Origin of the sequence: Rhodanobacter thiooxydans LCS2, assembly GCF_000264375.1 — a bacterium.
Classification (GTDB): domain Bacteria; phylum Pseudomonadota; class Gammaproteobacteria; order Xanthomonadales; family Rhodanobacteraceae; genus Rhodanobacter; species Rhodanobacter thiooxydans.
The window spans coordinates 14,414-27,822 of record NZ_AJXW01000058.1 but is presented as its reverse complement, the minus strand read 5'-3'; the positions used below and the strand labels follow the sequence as shown (position 1 = coordinate 27,822).

Genomic DNA, 13,409 nt, shown 5'->3' with positions numbered 1-13,409 from the left:
GGAGAATGAGATGGACGAGAAGGCCTTCGTGGTAAAGCTGGGCGGTGCCGACTTCGCTTTACGTGAAGCGTCAGAACTCGCAGTCAGCGTGCTTGACGAATCACTGAAACGAGGGCTGGGCTCGCTTACCAAGAAGGATGCTGAGATTCTCATTCTTCATCTTTTCCTTACACACACTGACGCCTGGCAGAAGCCGTTGCATGAGCTTAGTTTGCTGCTTCGCATGCCTGTGGCTCGACTGGCAAACCACATGTACGAAATGCGGTTGAAGTATCCAGGCGACAATCGGAGTTACGTTCGTGATGTTCTCTCCGCTTTGTTCGCACGCGTAAAATTTCGATCTTACGAAGAGAAAGGTGCCCAGATTGTAGAATTTTCGGTGGAAGACAAATTCGTTCGACAACGCATCCTCGCCGACCTCAGAGACATCGGAAAATTTGGCGATGGGTCGTTCAACAAGGAAATACTGAAGATCGAGTTGGACGCACTGGTCAAAGTCTTCGAGCGCTACCTGGATAGGGCCGACATGCTTGCCATGAATACCGTCCTTTCGGCAGCGGGCAAGAGGGGCGCAAAAACCTCGCTGACGACCAGCATTTTTTCTGACCTTTTTCGGGAGTTTCTGAAGGGTGCCGCTGGCCGAGCAGGTGAAATATCCGTGGACGTTGCCGCGGCGGCGGCAACAGGTGGGAAGTCAGTAGTGATCAGTTTGGCGACCGCGATCGCTAAGTTCAGGGGAAACAATTGATGGCCATGAGACCTTGGCGCGAAATCGCCGTCCCTCACGAGGACGTCCTGAAGGGTACCTTCCAGCAGGCCGAGTTCGCCGCCGACATCACCCAGGTGCACGACGGCCTGGCGACGCCGGAATATCAGGACGCGGTGTTGTTCTTCCAGCGCACCTATATCACCGAGGGCATGCGCCTGTTGCTCGATTCGGTGGTGCGGCGCCTGGCAGGCAAGGGCGGCGACCCGGTGATTCAGCTGCAAACCGCGTTTGGTGGCGGCAAGACGCACACCATGCTGGCGGTGTTGCACCTCGCGCAGGCTAAGTCGGCCAGTGAATTGGCCGGCATCCCGGCCATTCTGGACAAGGCCGGCGTGCTCACGCTGCCCAAGGCGCGCGTGGCGGTGTTGGACGGCACCAAGCTGGCACCCAACCAGCCGCGCAAGGTGGATGGTCACGTCATACGCACCTTGTGGGGCGAGCTAGCGTGGCAGCTGGGTGGAGCGGCTGCCTATGCGCGCTTGGCGGAGTCCGATGCCGCCGGCACCTCGCCGGGCAAGGAAGTGCTGACGGGGTTGATTCGCGACGCTGCGCCGTGCGTGATCCTGCTGGACGAAATGGTGGCGTACATCCGCCAGTTTGACGACAACAACGCACTCAGCGGTGGCACGTTTGGCAGCAACCTGTCGTTTATCCAGGCGCTGACCGAGGCGATGAAGGCGGTGCCCAACGCAGTGCTGCTGGCCTCGCTGCCGGAATCCCATCGTGAAGTGGGCGATCAGCGTGGTGTCGCCGCGCTGGAGGCGCTGGAACACTATTTCGGCCGCGTGCAGGCGGTGTGGAAGCCGGTGGCCACCGACGAGGCGTTCGAGATTGTCCGCCGCCGTCTGTTTGCCGAGATCAAGGATCAACCTGCCGCCGACGCCGTATGTCGCGCGTTTGCCGACCACTACGTGACGCATGCTGCCGAGCTGCCGGGCGAGACCCAGGACGGCCAGTATCTCGACCGCATGCGCGCGGCTTACCCTATCCATCCGGAGGTGTTCGAGCGGCTGTACAAGGATTGGTCGAGCCTGCCCAATTTTCAGCGCACCCGTGGTGTTCTGAAACTGATGGCCAAGGTGATCCATCGCCTGTGGCAAAGCGACAACAAGGATTTGCTGCTGATGCCGGGCAGCCTACCCTTGTCCGATGGCACCGTGCGTGCCGATGTGACCACGTACCTGCCAGCGGGCTGGGATCCGGTGCTGGAGCGCGATGTGGATGGCGATCGCTCCGAACCGGCGGACATCGAACAACGCGAGCCACGTTTCGGCGCATTGCAAGCCTGTCGCCGCGCTGCCCGCACGATTTTTCTTGGCAGCGCGCCAACCGGAACCAACGAAGTGGCGCGCGGGCTGGAGACCGAACGAGTAATCCTCGGCTGTCTGCAGCCGGGCCAGGCGCCCCATGTATACAAGGATGCACTGGGCCGTCTTGAGACGCGCCTGACCTTCCTGAACACCGCCAACGGACGTTGGTGGCTCGATGTGCGCCCCAACTTGCGTCGTGAAATGGAGGAGCGCAAGCGGCGCTTCGATGAGCCTGACGTCATCGAGGCCATCCGCTTGGCACTTACGCGGGTCATGGGACCGAGCGCTATCGAGCATGTGCATCTTTTCACGCCGGCCGGCGACATCCCGGATGATTGGGGTTTGCGCCTGGTAGTGCTGCCGCCGGCCGCTGCATGGTCGCGCAGCGGCCCCAATGCGGCGCGCGACGCCGCCACGGCCATCCTGCGCATGCGCGGCGAGCAACCACGCCAGAAGCAGAATCGCTTGCTGTTCCTGGCCGCCGAAGCCGATCAGGTGATGCACTTGAAGGACACGGCGCGGGCCCTGCTGGCTTGGCGCAGTATCGAGGCGGACATCAAGGACCTGCGCCTGAACCTGGACGCGCTGCAGTCGCGCCAGGCCGAGCAGAACCGTGCCCAGGCCAATGACACCGTGCACCGCCTGGTGCGCGAAGCCTTCAAGTGCCTGATAGCGCCCACCCAGGCCCCGAAGCCAAGCGGCGAGCTGGGCGATATCGAGTGGGAGATATTTCCGCTCAACCCCGCCGCGCCGGGACTGGGCAAGGAAGTCGACCGCGTGGTGGCTGAAAACGAACTGGTGATCCGTGAATGGGCACCGATCCATCTGGGCAATATGCTCAAACGCTGGTTCTGGAAAGACGGCGTGGTGGACATCCCCGCGCTGGATGCCTGGCAGAAGACCTGCCAGTACCTCTACTTCCCTCGGCTGGCAGGCTCGTCGGTGATGCAGGCCGCCATCGCCGCGGGCGCGGTCAGCCGCGACTTCTTCGGCCTGGCTTACGGCAAGGACGATGAAGGCTATCGCGGGTTCTCGTTTGGCCACAGCACCTCGCCGATCCTCGATGCGTCGTTGCTGTTGATCGAACCAAAGCATGCCGCGACGTACGAGGAGAAGACGCGACCGGCGCCCGTAGCGGCGTCGACATTGGCTGGTGGCCCCGTCACCGACACGCCACCGACTGCCGCGGGAACGGGAACATCGGCAACACCTCCGCTGCCATCGTCACCACAAGCTCGGCAGCTCACGCGTTATTTCGCCAGCGTCGAACTGGACCCGATCAAGGCCTCGGTGCAGTTCTCGAAAATCGTGTCAGAGCTGGTGGAGCTGTTTACCTCCACGCCGGGCACCCGCGTAAACATCCGTGTTGACGTGGAAGCGGAAGATAGCCGCGGCTTTGGCGAGGGTATCGTTCGGGCCGCGAAAGAGAACGGCAAGACGCTGGGGATGAAGTCGTCAGATTTCGAGTAACGGCTTCGTTCTGCTTAAGGCGTGGAAGCCTTGGTAGGCATCAATTGAACGTCGGAAGCGTCCCGAGTAGCCTCGGCAGGGAAGCCCGCCTGTCCGATATGCCGGTTCTGTCCGGGTATCGGCTCAATCCCACCCTGTGGGGCCAGCAGCGCGGGCTTCACCCTTTCCGCATCCGCGACGTCACGCCTCGACTGCATCAAGCAATTGGCGGATCTCAGCCAAGGTTTTGGCCCGGTCGATCGGCTTGTCGCTTTTCGATGCTCCCAGCAGCCGCATGATGTCGCTCTGGCGACCGACAGGCACCGCGCCGTAACTATAGAAGGTGGTCAGCACGCCTTCATGCCCCAGGTTCTGGCTCCACGCCTTGAATTCTTCGGGTGATCGGCACAGTTCCTCGCCAAGCTGCACCAATGTGTGCCGGAAGCTGTGAGGGTTGAAATACGATAACCCTGCATTGGCAAACGCTCGTCGGAAGATGCCGCGGATCGGTCCCGCGCTGCTCCAGGTCGCGCGTGTCAGGCCCGCCGCCTCGAACCGACGGCTGGGGCCCAAGGCAACCCGCGTCGCCGGGAACAGTGGATTATCGGCACCCCAAAGCATTTCAACACGCAGCCAAGTCACCCATTCCTCCACGATGGCCCGAACCGAGTCGCCGACGGGGAAGAAATGGGTATTGAATGTCTTGCTGAACTTGGTTCGCACCTCACGCGCATCCTGGTAGACGCACTGGCGCTCCAGATCGACGTGCTTGAGCCGCATCGACGCAATGGCACTGTCACGGGCACCGGTCAGCAGCGTGAAAGCGAGCAAGGCGCGATCACGACGCTCAATCTCTGTCTTGTCCGGCATGGCGTTGATGACGTGCCGGACCTGCTCCAGCGTGGGCGTGCGGGATTCACGTCGGGCGGTCGCCACGCGGGTGTCCTTGGCCGACATATTGAAATAGTCCGCATCGGCGTACTGCAGGCGGGACTTGTAGCCTGGCTGCCCCGCCAGCCAGTGAAAGAATCGCTTGAGGTGCGCCAGGGTGGCGTGACTCGTGGCCTTGCTCAACGGTTTCCCGGTTTGCTGGCTGCGCTGCTCCATCAGGCGCCGCTTGAACGCTCGTGCCTGCTCATAGTGGAAGGCCTTGAAGTCTTTGTATTTGGTGTCGTCTTCGAAGCGAGCCAGTGCCTTGGCCACGGCATCCACCGTGGCTTCGCTGTAGCTCTGGGCATCCTGGAGATAGGTGAAATATTGGCGCTTGATGCGCTCGTTGTACGGGTTGTGTTTGGTCATAACTGATGCTCCTGTTTGTAGTCACTATTCACGAAGGGTTGGGCGCTCTCGCCTATGCGTGAATGTGCTTGCGTCATCGTGATGTCCAATTCGCCCCGAATCGACGCCAACTTGGCCAGACTGACCCGTCGATACATCATCGACCCACAGTCGGGACAGATCGCCGCGAGCGTCCCGCCCGTGCTTGTCGACGGGAGGTAGTCGGTCATGTTTCCGGCTGGCACCTTGGGAGTGCGGCAACGCATGCAGTAAATACGCCCAGGCCCGCATGGGCACTTGTTGCGGGTTCGCTTGGCCTGCAGGAACGCCCGCAGCTCGGGACCAAGCACGATCATCGGCCGCCGATCGTCACAAACCGGCAAGCCCTGCTTGATCCATTGCCGGACGGTATTGCGATGGACACCGCATATCCGGGCTGCCTCTTCCACGTCGTAGTTACGATGGATCTTTGCCCGCTGGGGGTTGGGTAAGCGCGCGCTCATGGGTCAATGACGCGCTTTGGCGGAGGGCTTGGCGACCGTCTTTCGACTCGCCGCGATTCGACCGGCGATCCATGCGTCGACCTCGGAGCGGAGCCAGGCCACGGTGCGAGTCGACAGGCGCACCTGCGCGGGGAATTCCATCGCCGCGACCAGACGATACAAGGAGGTGCGGCTCAGGCTGGTTACCTGCTGCACCTCGACCCTGCGCAATAAGCGATCGTGGCTGGCAGCCGTTGGTTCCAAGGCACAACCGTGCTTCTTGGGCGGCCGGCTCACGCCCGGCGGCAACGGGGCATCGAACGGGGGAAGGGTGAGTTGGGCGGGAGTACGGGGTTTCATATGAGCCGTCCTGAACTTCGCCGGGATCGGCGGGGACGGTGCTCATTTGTGTGAACACGGAAGCGGCGCACCAAAGGGCACGCCGATTTGTGTTCACTTGTCCTTCTTGCCCGTCAAACGGTTGGTCAGCTCGCGCTTGCGCTCGACTTCGGCCTGTTGTCTATCAGCGTGGAGCTGCTTGATTTGGGCCCGCAAGGCCTCAACCAACGCTTGGCATTCCTTGAGGTTACCGGGTGTTGCTTCATGCTCCACCGGGTCTCCGGCGAAAAAACCATCATGAATACTCAGGCACACCTCTAGCGGCCGACACGGCAGGTCGGTAAACAAATCGGGAAACTTGCACCGGGCAAGATAGGCGACATCGTTGACTCTAAACCGCCCATCGGCTTGTCGGGGCAGTCCACCGTGGTGAAGCTCGCTTCCACGCTCGCAAGCCCGATCTAGCACCATGCCAGCGCGGTTTCGCGCCGTCCTCTCTGAATCACGCGCATCCCTGGTGCGCGAAGCGATCAGTGCGGCAGCTTCGCCACGCGTGAGCAAGCCATCGGGGCCTTCTTGCAGTACGCGCGCAAGCACGACCTTGGCATCAATTTTCATGTTACGCGACATGATGCCCATAGCTCGCAACATTCATTATCGATCGCATATCGGAAGTCACCCTCTGGTGCGCCATGGCACCGTGTGGGCAGCGTAGCGCTTGACGATGCGGCGACCAATCTAGCCGGCTGATGGGTGGGGAGGCTCAGGCTTACTTGCTATGTGACTGCTCGTCCATGGCTTCAGTATCCGGCCAGCCGCCTGGCGGCCCCAGATGCTTCAGTTCCGGGTCGATCAACAGTTGTGCCTTTGCCCACTCGCTCGATTTCCGGGAATTTTCCCGGATGGCCTCGATTTCAGCATGGGTCAAGCGATAGACATCCCTCGCTTCAGCCGCATCCGGCGAATGTTTCGGATCAGTTGACATGGACATCTCCATCCTCTGGCACATGAGAATCAGGCTGCGCCAACCGCCTTCGACCATCGCCGCCAGCTGAAGCTCGGCGTGTTGCATATTTTCGGTAAAATTAAACAATTACCGAAAATATGGAACACTGCTGGCATGCTTCCTACCCCGATTCACCGCCTGTTCGCTCACTCCAGCACGCTGCGCAGCAGCGAGCTGGCGACCCAAGGCGTTCCGCGGATGCAGCTATCGCGCTGGGTAGCGGAGGGTAAGCTACAGCGGCTCGGACGCGGGCTGTACGCGCTTCCAGATTACGCGCCCAACCAGCATGCTTCGCTGGTGGAGGTGGCAAGCCCTGCGCCGCGGGTGGTGTTCTGTCTGCTGACCGCGCTGCGCTTTCATGAGCTGACCACGCAGGCGCCGTTCGAGGTGTGGATCGCGATCGGCAACAAGGAGCATCCGCCACGCCTACCCTACCCGAAGCTGCGGGTGCACCGCTTTTCGCCGGCCTCGCTGCATTACGGCGTGGAAGAGCATCGCGTGGACGGTGCCAAACTGCGGGTTACCGACGTGGCCAAGACGGTGGCCGACTGCTTCAAGTTCCGCAACAAGATCGGGCTAGACGTGGCGCTGGAGGCACTGCGCGACGCGGTGCAAGGTCGCCGTACCAACATGGATGAGATCTGGCGCGCGGCCACGGTGTGCCGGGTGGCCGCGGTGATGCGCCCCTACCTGGAGTCACTGGGATGAACGACCCGCGAGCAGACTCGTCGCGCGCACGGCTGCTGAACCAGGCACAGCAGCGTGGAGGTGACTTCAAGCTGCTGCTGACCCGCTACGCGCTGGAGCGCAGGCTGTATCAGTTGTCGTGTCGGATAAGGAGGCCGGCTTCGTGCTGAAGGGTGCGCTGTTGTTTGCGCCATGGCTCGACGAACCGCACCGGTAGTGGCGAGCACATCAGGCCCGCTCACGCCTGATCGGCACCACCTTGTCGCCAGCGCGCAGCCCATCAAGATAGTCAGCCCACGCCTGCATGATCTTCCGTCGTTCGGGCAGGTGCTGCGCCTTGTTGTAGATACCTGCGACGCCAGGCTCCTTGTGTGAGAGCTGCCGTTCCAGTGCTTCGGGATTCCAGCCCAGCTCGCCGAGCAGCGTGCGCGCCATGTGGCGGAAACCGTGTCCAGTGAGCACGCCTTTGTAGCCCATGCGCGCCAGCGCCATGTTCACCGCACCGTCGGACATCGGCCGGCTGGGGGTCCGTGCGCCGGGGAACAGATAACGACCATGGCCAGTAAGCGGATGCAGATCCCGCAGCACGGCGAGCGCCTGCCTGGACAGCGGCACGATGTGTGGCGGGGTGTTTGGGTTTTCCTTTTCGGCCTTGCGCAGCTTCCGGTTCGACGGTGGCACGGTGTAGGTCGGATGTTCGCCGTCCATATCGAAGTGCGTCCATTCCGCCAAGCGGATCTCGCCCGGTCGACAGAACCACAGCGGTGCCAGCTTCAGGGCACAGGACACTTCAAGGGTGCCGCTGTAAGCATCAATGGCCCGTAGCAGCTCGGCGACCTGCTTGGGATCGGTAATCGTCGGGAAGTTCTTCTTCTGGCGCGCTGGCAGGGTGTCGCGCAGATCTGCTGCAGGGTCGCGCGTCGCGCGTTCTGTCGCCACGGCAAACCTGAAAACCCGGCTCAACTGGTGCCGCAACCGATGCGACTGCTCCACGTGCCCACGCTTGACCACTCGTGCCAGCAAAGGTCGAATTTCCGGTACTCCGATGTCCGCAATCGGCATGCGGCCGATCCATGGCAACGCGTGGTTCTCCAGCCGATCGCGCTCCTTGTCATGCTGGCGCGGCGTCCACTCGGGCGCCTTCAGTTCCAGCCACTCGCGCGCCACCGCCTCGAAAGTATTGTCGGCGGCCACCTTAGCGCGGAGCTTGTCGGCCTGCCGTTCGGCGCCGGGGTCACGAGAGTCCAGAATCAATGCGCGCGCCTCGTCGCGGCGAAGACGCGCCTTGCTCAGGGTGACCTCAGGGTAGACGCCAAGCGCCAGCAGCTTCTCCTTGCCGGCATAGCGGTACTTCAAACGCCAGTAGCGACCGGCCTCAGTGACATGCAGGAACAATCCGCCACCGTCGAAGTGCTTGCCCGGCGCGGCACTCTTGCATTTCAGATCAGTGAGTTTGCTGGTACCGGTGGCCATGCCCTGTGCTCCAAAAGAGGCGGTGGATGGCTGGGGGTATTTTTAGGGCAGGAATACCCCAAAACCCTCAACTACCCCCGAGACTACCCCCAGAACGAGTGGGCTTCAATGGGTACCGCCGGGACGTATAGGCACAAAAAAACCCGCTGTTATGCGGGTTTTGAAGGATTCTTGGGTCTTGTCGGGGTGTCTTGAAACAGGTCATTGGTGGCTATGGGTGGACTCGAACCACCGACCCCAGCATTATGAGTGCTGTGCTCTAACCGGCTGAGCTACATAGCCTTGAGGGAACCCGCCGTGCCGGCATCGGGACGATGCGGGCGGGGCGCGGCAGTGTAGTCGGGTCGCCCGGCAGGTTCAAGTCCGCTGCTTGCTGCCGCTTCGCGCGCTGTGGTTGAATCGGCGCAGGACTCCGCGGCTGCCTTTGCGGGCAGTACCGCGCCGTTGGGCCCCAGGAGGCGACATGATTGATGTAGATGGCTATCGTCCGAACGTCGGCATCGTGCTGCTCAATGCAGCCGGCCAGCTGTTCTGGGCGCGCCGGGTCAATCGTGACGGCTGGCAGTTCCCGCAGGGCGGGATGCGCACGGACGAAACGCCGCTGGAGGCGATGTACCGCGAGCTGGAAGAGGAGACCGGGCTGGCCGCGCACCACGTCGAGGTGATCTGCGCCACTCACGGCTGGCTGCGCTACCGGTTGCCGGAGCGCTATGTGCGCCGGCACCAGCGGCCGACCTGCATCGGCCAGAAGCAGGTCTGGTTCCTGCTCAAGCTGGTCGGCGACGAGGAGGCGCTGAAACTGGATGCCTGCGACAAGCCGGAGTTCGACCTGTGGCGCTGGGTCGACTTCTGGTACCCCGCCGCGCACGTGGTCAACTTCAAGCGGCAGGTCTACGAGCGGGCGCTGCGCCACTTCGCGCCGCTGGTCGAGGACCTGTTCGGCGTGCAGCTGGGCAGCCTGCCGCCACGCGAGGAGACTGGAAACCCGCCCACCGGCCCCCGCGACGGACGTGCCGCCGCCTGAGCGAATGGTCGCAGCTGGCTGGCTGCTTGTTGACAATCATTCGCATTCGCGTTCCAATGCGCGCCATGTACATCTGCATGTGCAACGCCGTCACCGACCACACCATCCGCCGCGAGGCGGCCGATGGCGTGCGCACTTTTGCCGAACTGCAGGCCCGCACCGGCTGCTCGGACTGCTGCGGCTGCTGCGAGCAGGAAGCGCGCGCCACGTTCGACCAGGCCTTGCTGCAGGTCACCTGCCAGCTGCCGCTCGCCGCAGCCTGATCTCCGTTTCCAATGCGCCGTGTGGAGTCCTGGACTCTGCAGCGGCGGATCGTTGCCATGCGCGTTGCCACCGACCACACGCGAAGTTTGTATAGTTCGCGTTGTCTTCGATCGGAGTGGAAGCCATGAAAGGTGATGCGAAGGTCATCGAGTTCCTCAACAAGGTGCTCTACAACGAGCTGACGGCGATCAACCAGTATTTCCTGCACAGCCGGATGCTGAAGAACTGGGGCTATGCCGAGCTGGCCGAGCACGAATACAAAGAGTCGATCGAGGAGATGAAGCACGCCGATCACCTGATCGAGCGCATCCTGTTCCTCGACGGCCTGCCGAACCTGCAGCACCTGGGCAAGCTGCGCATCGGCGAGAACGCGCTGGAGTCGCTGCAGGGCGACCTGGACCTGGAACTGGCCGCGGTGAAGGACCTGCGCGAGGCGATCGCGTACAGCGAGGGCGTTGCCGACTACGTCAGCCGCAGCCTGTTCAAGGACATCCTGCACGACGAGGAAGAACACATCGACTGGCTGGAAACCCAGTTCAGCCTGGTCAGGGACATCGGCGCCGAGCGCTACCTGCAGAGCAAGATGCGCGGCTGAACCACGCGGCCTGGCGGCCTTCAGCCGGGGCACTGCGGCGTGCCGAAGCGTGTCGCCGTTCCTTGACGCTTTCGTCACCCCGGCGCTATATCTCTGATTTTCGCCGGAACGCGCCGCATGGCCTCACGACCACCTCCGCGCTTCATCGTGCGCCGGCACGACGACGCTGATCGGCGCCGGCGCCTGCTGTGGCTGGGCCTGGCCTGGCTCGGCAGCCTGCTGGTGGTGGGCCTGGTCGTTGGGGCACTCGTGGAGCGGGCGACCGCGCCGGCCGCGGTGGACCATCGCCAGCAAAACGCCCTGCTGGCCCAGATCGACGATTTGAAGCAGCAGGTGGCAAACCTGCAGCGCGCGGCCCAGGTCAACGAAATCGCCACCCGCTCGCTGCGCGGCACCCTGGCACAACGCGAGGAGGAGCTGAACGGACTGCGCGCCGACCTCGGATTCTATTCACGCCTGGTGGGCGGCGACGCCCAGCGGCAGGGCCTGAAGCTGCAGGAAGTGAAGTTGCAGCCGATCGTGGGCTCGCGCGGCTGGAACGTCAGCCTCAGCCTGACCCAGAACGCAAAGCGCGGCGAGGAGATTTCCGGCAACGTGCTGCTCAGCGTGGAAGGCCTGCGCGGCAACCAGGTCACCCGGCTGGAGTGGCCGGCGCTGGGCGACGCCGCACAGAAGAATGGTCTGCCATTCCGCTTCGCCTATTTCCAGCAGTTGCACGGCACCATTGTGCTGCCCGCGGATTTCCGCCCGACGCGACTGCGCATCAGCCTTCAACCTGCCGGCGGCGAGCCGGTTAACCGTGCCGTCGCCTGGGGCGCCGCACTGAGCGGAAACATCACCAACACCGAAGGGGACCGCGATGCTCAACCGTAGACGCAGCGATCGCAACGATCGCAACCACAGCAACGAAACCAGCCTGATCGCCCGCGGCACGGTGATCCGCGGCGACCTGCGCTTCAGCGGCGCGCTGCACCTGGATGGCCGCATCGAGGGCAGCGTGCTGGGCGAGGGCGAGGACGCCGTGTTCACGCTCAGCGAGCACGGCCAGGTGCACGGCGAGATCCATGTGCCGCAGGCGGTGATCAACGGCCACGTGACCGGCGACGTCAACGTCAGCGTGCGGCTGGAACTGGCGCCGCAGGCGCACATCGACGGCGACCTGCGCTACCACACGCTGGAAATGGCCGCCGGTGCGCAGGTCAACGGACGCATCTCGCGCCAGGCGGAGGGTGCTCCGCGCGAATTGCCGGCGCCGGACGCCACCCTGGATGAGGCTGTGCCGGCCTGACGCGGTATGCTTGCCTACAGGTCCGTTCGCCCCCATTCAGATGCCCATGGAAACTTTCACCGCTATTCCCGATTACCGCAGCGGCGGCGCCCCGCTGGTGTTCACCGCCGCCGCCGCGCACAAGGTGCATGAGCTGATTGCCGAGGAAGGCAACCCCGCGCTGAAGCTGCGCGTGTACATCTCCGGCGGCGGCTGCTCGGGCTTCCAGTACGGCTTCACCTTCGACGAGGCCCAGGCCGAGGACGACCTGGCGATCGAACGCGACGGCGTGACCCTGCTGTGCGACCCGCTCTCGCTGCAGTACCTCGGCGGCGCGCAGATCGACTACGCCGAGAACCTCAGTGGCGCGCAGTTCGTGATCAGCAACCCGAACGCCAAGACCACCTGCGGCTGCGGCTCCTCGTTCTCGGCCTGAGGACGGCGCCGATGGACCGGGCCGTCCAGCCTCCGCTGAACACTTTCGCCGGGCTCAGCCTGGTGCTCGACCGCGTCGCCGAGTTGCGCGACGAATCGGCATGGATCGTCGAACAGGCCCGCTCGCCACTGGCGCGCTACCTGCTGCTGGACGGCGCCGGCGAGGCCTTCCTGCACCGCGACCGCGACGCGCTGCGCTGGCTCGACGCGAACGAACGCGAGCGATGGTTCGGCGACCTGCGCGCCAGCCTGCTGGGCATGGCGTACGAACGCCCGCACTTCCTGCTGGTGGCGGACGACCCTGCCCGCATGGGCGAGCTGGAACACGCGCTCGACGCCCGCCGCATGAGCCTGCGCAGCGCCGGCCTGCTGCTGGCGGCCGACGAGGCCAGCCTGTTCGCCTATGCCAAGGGCCTGTCGCACTGGCAGCGCGAGACGCGCTTCTGCACCCACTGCGGCGCGCCGCTGCTGCTGGTCGCCGCCGGTCACCGCGCGCAATGCACCAATGCGGAGTGCGCGCGGCTGCACTTTCCGCGCACCGACGCCGCCGTGATCATGCTGGTCGAGCACAACGGTGCCTGCCTGCTCGGCCGCCAGGCCGGCTGGCCGCCGGGGCGCTACTCCACGCTGGCCGGCTTCGTCGAACCGGGCGAGGCACTGGAGGACGCGGTGCGCCGTGAGGTGGCCGAGGAGGCCGGAGTGATCATCGACCAGGTGCGCTACCACTCCTCGCAGCCGTGGCCGATGCCCGCCTCGCTGATGGTCGGCTTCATCGCCACCGCCGTGTCGCGGCAGATCCGCATGCGCGACCACGAACTAGAAGACGCGCGCTGGTTCACCCCGGCGCAGATCGTCGACGGCATCGCCGACGGCAGCTTCCTGCCATCCACGCGCTTGTCGGTGTCCTACCAGCTGCTCGCGCACTGGCTGCGGCAGCGGGCCGGACTGGAGCTGGACGCGTTGACCGCCGCCGCCACGCCTGGCTGATCCAGCGACGCGAACTTCACGCCGATCCACCGGTCTTTGCCGTA

Annotated in this window: 16 protein-coding genes and 1 tRNA gene; 10 read left to right on the top strand and 7 right to left on the bottom strand. The window is 63.7% G+C overall.

Features of this window, described 5'->3' with window-relative positions; translation table 11 throughout:
* The first annotated feature begins 10 nt into the window (after positions 1 to 10).
* The gene (locus tag UUA_RS12325) at positions 11 to 748 is read left to right on the top strand and encodes a hypothetical protein (protein WP_008437333.1); all 738 of its coding nucleotides are present in this window, start codon (positions 11 to 13) and stop codon (positions 746 to 748) included.
* A complete protein-coding gene (locus tag UUA_RS12320) occupies positions 748 to 3,549 on the top strand; it encodes an ATP-binding protein (protein WP_008437332.1) in 2,802 nt (933 codons plus the stop codon). The genes UUA_RS12325 and UUA_RS12320 overlap by 1 nt, the downstream gene beginning before the upstream one ends.
* Positions 3,550 to 3,729: 180 nt before the next feature.
* On the opposite strand, the gene UUA_RS12315 is transcribed toward UUA_RS12320, so the two are convergent.
* The 5 genes from UUA_RS12315 to UUA_RS12295 all read right to left on the bottom strand — a co-directional run bounded on the left by UUA_RS12315 (position 3,730) and on the right by UUA_RS12295 (position 6,699).
* Positions 3,730 to 4,827 (bottom strand): tyrosine-type recombinase/integrase, encoded by a 1,098-nt coding sequence (locus UUA_RS12315; RefSeq protein WP_008437324.1) that lies wholly within the window; start codon positions 4,825 to 4,827, stop codon positions 3,730 to 3,732.
* Positions 4,824 to 5,309, bottom strand: a complete 486-nt coding sequence (locus tag UUA_RS18920) for a helix-turn-helix domain-containing protein (protein ID WP_039953962.1) — start codon at positions 5,307 to 5,309, stop codon at positions 4,824 to 4,826. Before UUA_RS18920 ends, UUA_RS12315 begins: the two co-directional genes overlap by 4 nt.
* A 3-nt stretch (positions 5,310 to 5,312) precedes the next feature.
* On the bottom strand, positions 5,313 to 5,648 hold the full coding sequence (locus UUA_RS12305; RefSeq protein WP_008437322.1) for a helix-turn-helix transcriptional regulator: 336 nt from the start codon (positions 5,646 to 5,648) through the stop codon (positions 5,313 to 5,315).
* 93 nt (positions 5,649 to 5,741) lie between these two features.
* Positions 5,742 to 6,266 carry a hypothetical protein gene (locus UUA_RS12300; RefSeq protein ID WP_039953958.1) on the bottom strand — a complete coding sequence of 175 codons (525 nt, stop codon included), beginning with the start codon at positions 6,264 to 6,266 and terminating at the stop codon, positions 5,742 to 5,744.
* Between the two features lie 130 nt (positions 6,267 to 6,396).
* A complete protein-coding gene (locus tag UUA_RS12295; RefSeq protein ID WP_008437320.1) occupies positions 6,397 to 6,699 on the bottom strand; it encodes a hypothetical protein in 303 nt (100 codons plus the stop codon).
* Between UUA_RS12295 and UUA_RS12290 the strand changes: the two genes are divergently transcribed.
* Entirely contained in the window at positions 6,691 to 7,341 is a 651-nt protein-coding gene (locus UUA_RS12290) for a type IV toxin-antitoxin system AbiEi family antitoxin domain-containing protein (RefSeq protein WP_238533021.1), read from the top strand. The two genes, UUA_RS12295 and UUA_RS12290, sit on opposite strands and share 9 nt — an antisense overlap.
* Before the next feature lie 207 nt (positions 7,342 to 7,548).
* On the opposite strand, the gene UUA_RS12285 is transcribed toward UUA_RS12290, so the two are convergent.
* Positions 7,549 to 8,793 (bottom strand): tyrosine-type recombinase/integrase, encoded by a 1,245-nt coding sequence (locus UUA_RS12285; protein ID WP_008437310.1) that lies wholly within the window; start codon positions 8,791 to 8,793, stop codon positions 7,549 to 7,551.
* A 205-nt stretch (positions 8,794 to 8,998) separates the two neighbouring features.
* Positions 8,999 to 9,075 (bottom strand) — tRNA-Met (locus tag UUA_RS12280).
* 181 nt (positions 9,076 to 9,256) lie between these two features.
* On the opposite strand from UUA_RS12280, the gene UUA_RS12275 reads away from it, so the two are divergent.
* The 7 genes from UUA_RS12275 to nudC all read left to right on the top strand — a co-directional run bounded on the left by UUA_RS12275 (position 9,257) and on the right by nudC (position 13,365).
* Positions 9,257 to 9,817, top strand: coding sequence for an RNA pyrophosphohydrolase (locus UUA_RS12275; protein WP_008437309.1), 561 nt, complete (start codon positions 9,257 to 9,259; stop codon positions 9,815 to 9,817).
* Between the two features lie 56 nt (positions 9,818 to 9,873).
* A complete protein-coding gene (locus UUA_RS12270) occupies positions 9,874 to 10,080 on the top strand; it encodes a (2Fe-2S)-binding protein (RefSeq protein ID WP_008437308.1) in 207 nt (68 codons plus the stop codon).
* A gap of 125 nt (positions 10,081 to 10,205) precedes the next feature.
* Positions 10,206 to 10,676 (top strand): bacterioferritin, encoded by a 471-nt coding sequence (gene bfr / locus UUA_RS12265; RefSeq protein ID WP_008437305.1) that lies wholly within the window; start codon positions 10,206 to 10,208, stop codon positions 10,674 to 10,676.
* Positions 10,677 to 10,793: 117 nt separating this feature from the next.
* Positions 10,794 to 11,549, top strand: coding sequence for a DUF6776 family protein (locus tag UUA_RS12260; protein ID WP_008437303.1), 756 nt, complete (start codon positions 10,794 to 10,796; stop codon positions 11,547 to 11,549).
* The gene (locus UUA_RS12255; RefSeq protein ID WP_008437301.1) at positions 11,536 to 11,964 is read left to right on the top strand and encodes a bactofilin family protein; all 429 of its coding nucleotides are present in this window, start codon (positions 11,536 to 11,538) and stop codon (positions 11,962 to 11,964) included. The genes UUA_RS12260 and UUA_RS12255 overlap by 14 nt, the downstream gene beginning before the upstream one ends.
* 40 nt (positions 11,965 to 12,004) lie before the next feature.
* Entirely contained in the window at positions 12,005 to 12,379 is a 375-nt protein-coding gene (erpA, locus tag UUA_RS12250; protein ID WP_008437300.1) for an iron-sulfur cluster insertion protein ErpA, read from the top strand.
* Positions 12,380 to 12,390: 11 nt separating this feature from the next.
* Positions 12,391 to 13,365 (top strand): NAD(+) diphosphatase, encoded by a 975-nt coding sequence (gene nudC / locus UUA_RS12245; protein ID WP_008437298.1) that lies wholly within the window; start codon positions 12,391 to 12,393, stop codon positions 13,363 to 13,365.
* The last annotated feature ends 44 nt before the right edge of the window (positions 13,366 to 13,409 follow it).

Bases quoted from the DNA above. Each gene is read 5' to 3' on its own strand.
- UUA_RS12320 (WP_008437332.1), top strand. From the start codon at position 748: ATGGCCATGAGACCTTGGCGCGAAATCGCCGTCCCTCACGAGGACGTC.
- UUA_RS12315 (WP_008437324.1), bottom strand. From the start codon at position 4,827: ATGACCAAACACAACCCGTACAACGAGCGCATCAAGCGCCAATATTTC.
- UUA_RS12285 (WP_008437310.1), bottom strand. From the start codon at position 8,793: ATGGCCACCGGTACCAGCAAACTCACTGATCTGAAATGCAAGAGTGCC.
- bfr (WP_008437305.1), top strand. From the start codon at position 10,206: ATGAAAGGTGATGCGAAGGTCATCGAGTTCCTCAACAAGGTGCTCTAC.
- UUA_RS18920 (WP_039953962.1), bottom strand. From the start codon at position 5,309: ATGAGCGCGCGCTTACCCAACCCCCAGCGGGCAAAGATCCATCGTAAC.
- nudC (WP_008437298.1), top strand. From the start codon at position 12,391: ATGGACCGGGCCGTCCAGCCTCCGCTGAACACTTTCGCCGGGCTCAGC.
- UUA_RS12305 (WP_008437322.1), bottom strand. From the start codon at position 5,648: ATGAAACCCCGTACTCCCGCCCAACTCACCCTTCCCCCGTTCGATGCC.
- UUA_RS12300 (WP_039953958.1), bottom strand. From the start codon at position 6,266: ATGGGCATCATGTCGCGTAACATGAAAATTGATGCCAAGGTCGTGCTT.
- UUA_RS12325 (WP_008437333.1), top strand. From the start codon at position 11: ATGGACGAGAAGGCCTTCGTGGTAAAGCTGGGCGGTGCCGACTTCGCT.
- UUA_RS12270 (WP_008437308.1), top strand. From the start codon at position 9,874: ATGCGCGCCATGTACATCTGCATGTGCAACGCCGTCACCGACCACACC.
- erpA (WP_008437300.1), top strand. From the start codon at position 12,005: ATGCCCATGGAAACTTTCACCGCTATTCCCGATTACCGCAGCGGCGGC.
- UUA_RS12295 (WP_008437320.1), bottom strand. From the start codon at position 6,699: ATGCAACACGCCGAGCTTCAGCTGGCGGCGATGGTCGAAGGCGGTTGG.
- UUA_RS12275 (WP_008437309.1), top strand. From the start codon at position 9,257: ATGATTGATGTAGATGGCTATCGTCCGAACGTCGGCATCGTGCTGCTC.
- UUA_RS12260 (WP_008437303.1), top strand. From the start codon at position 10,794: ATGGCCTCACGACCACCTCCGCGCTTCATCGTGCGCCGGCACGACGAC.
- UUA_RS12255 (WP_008437301.1), top strand. From the start codon at position 11,536: ATGCTCAACCGTAGACGCAGCGATCGCAACGATCGCAACCACAGCAAC.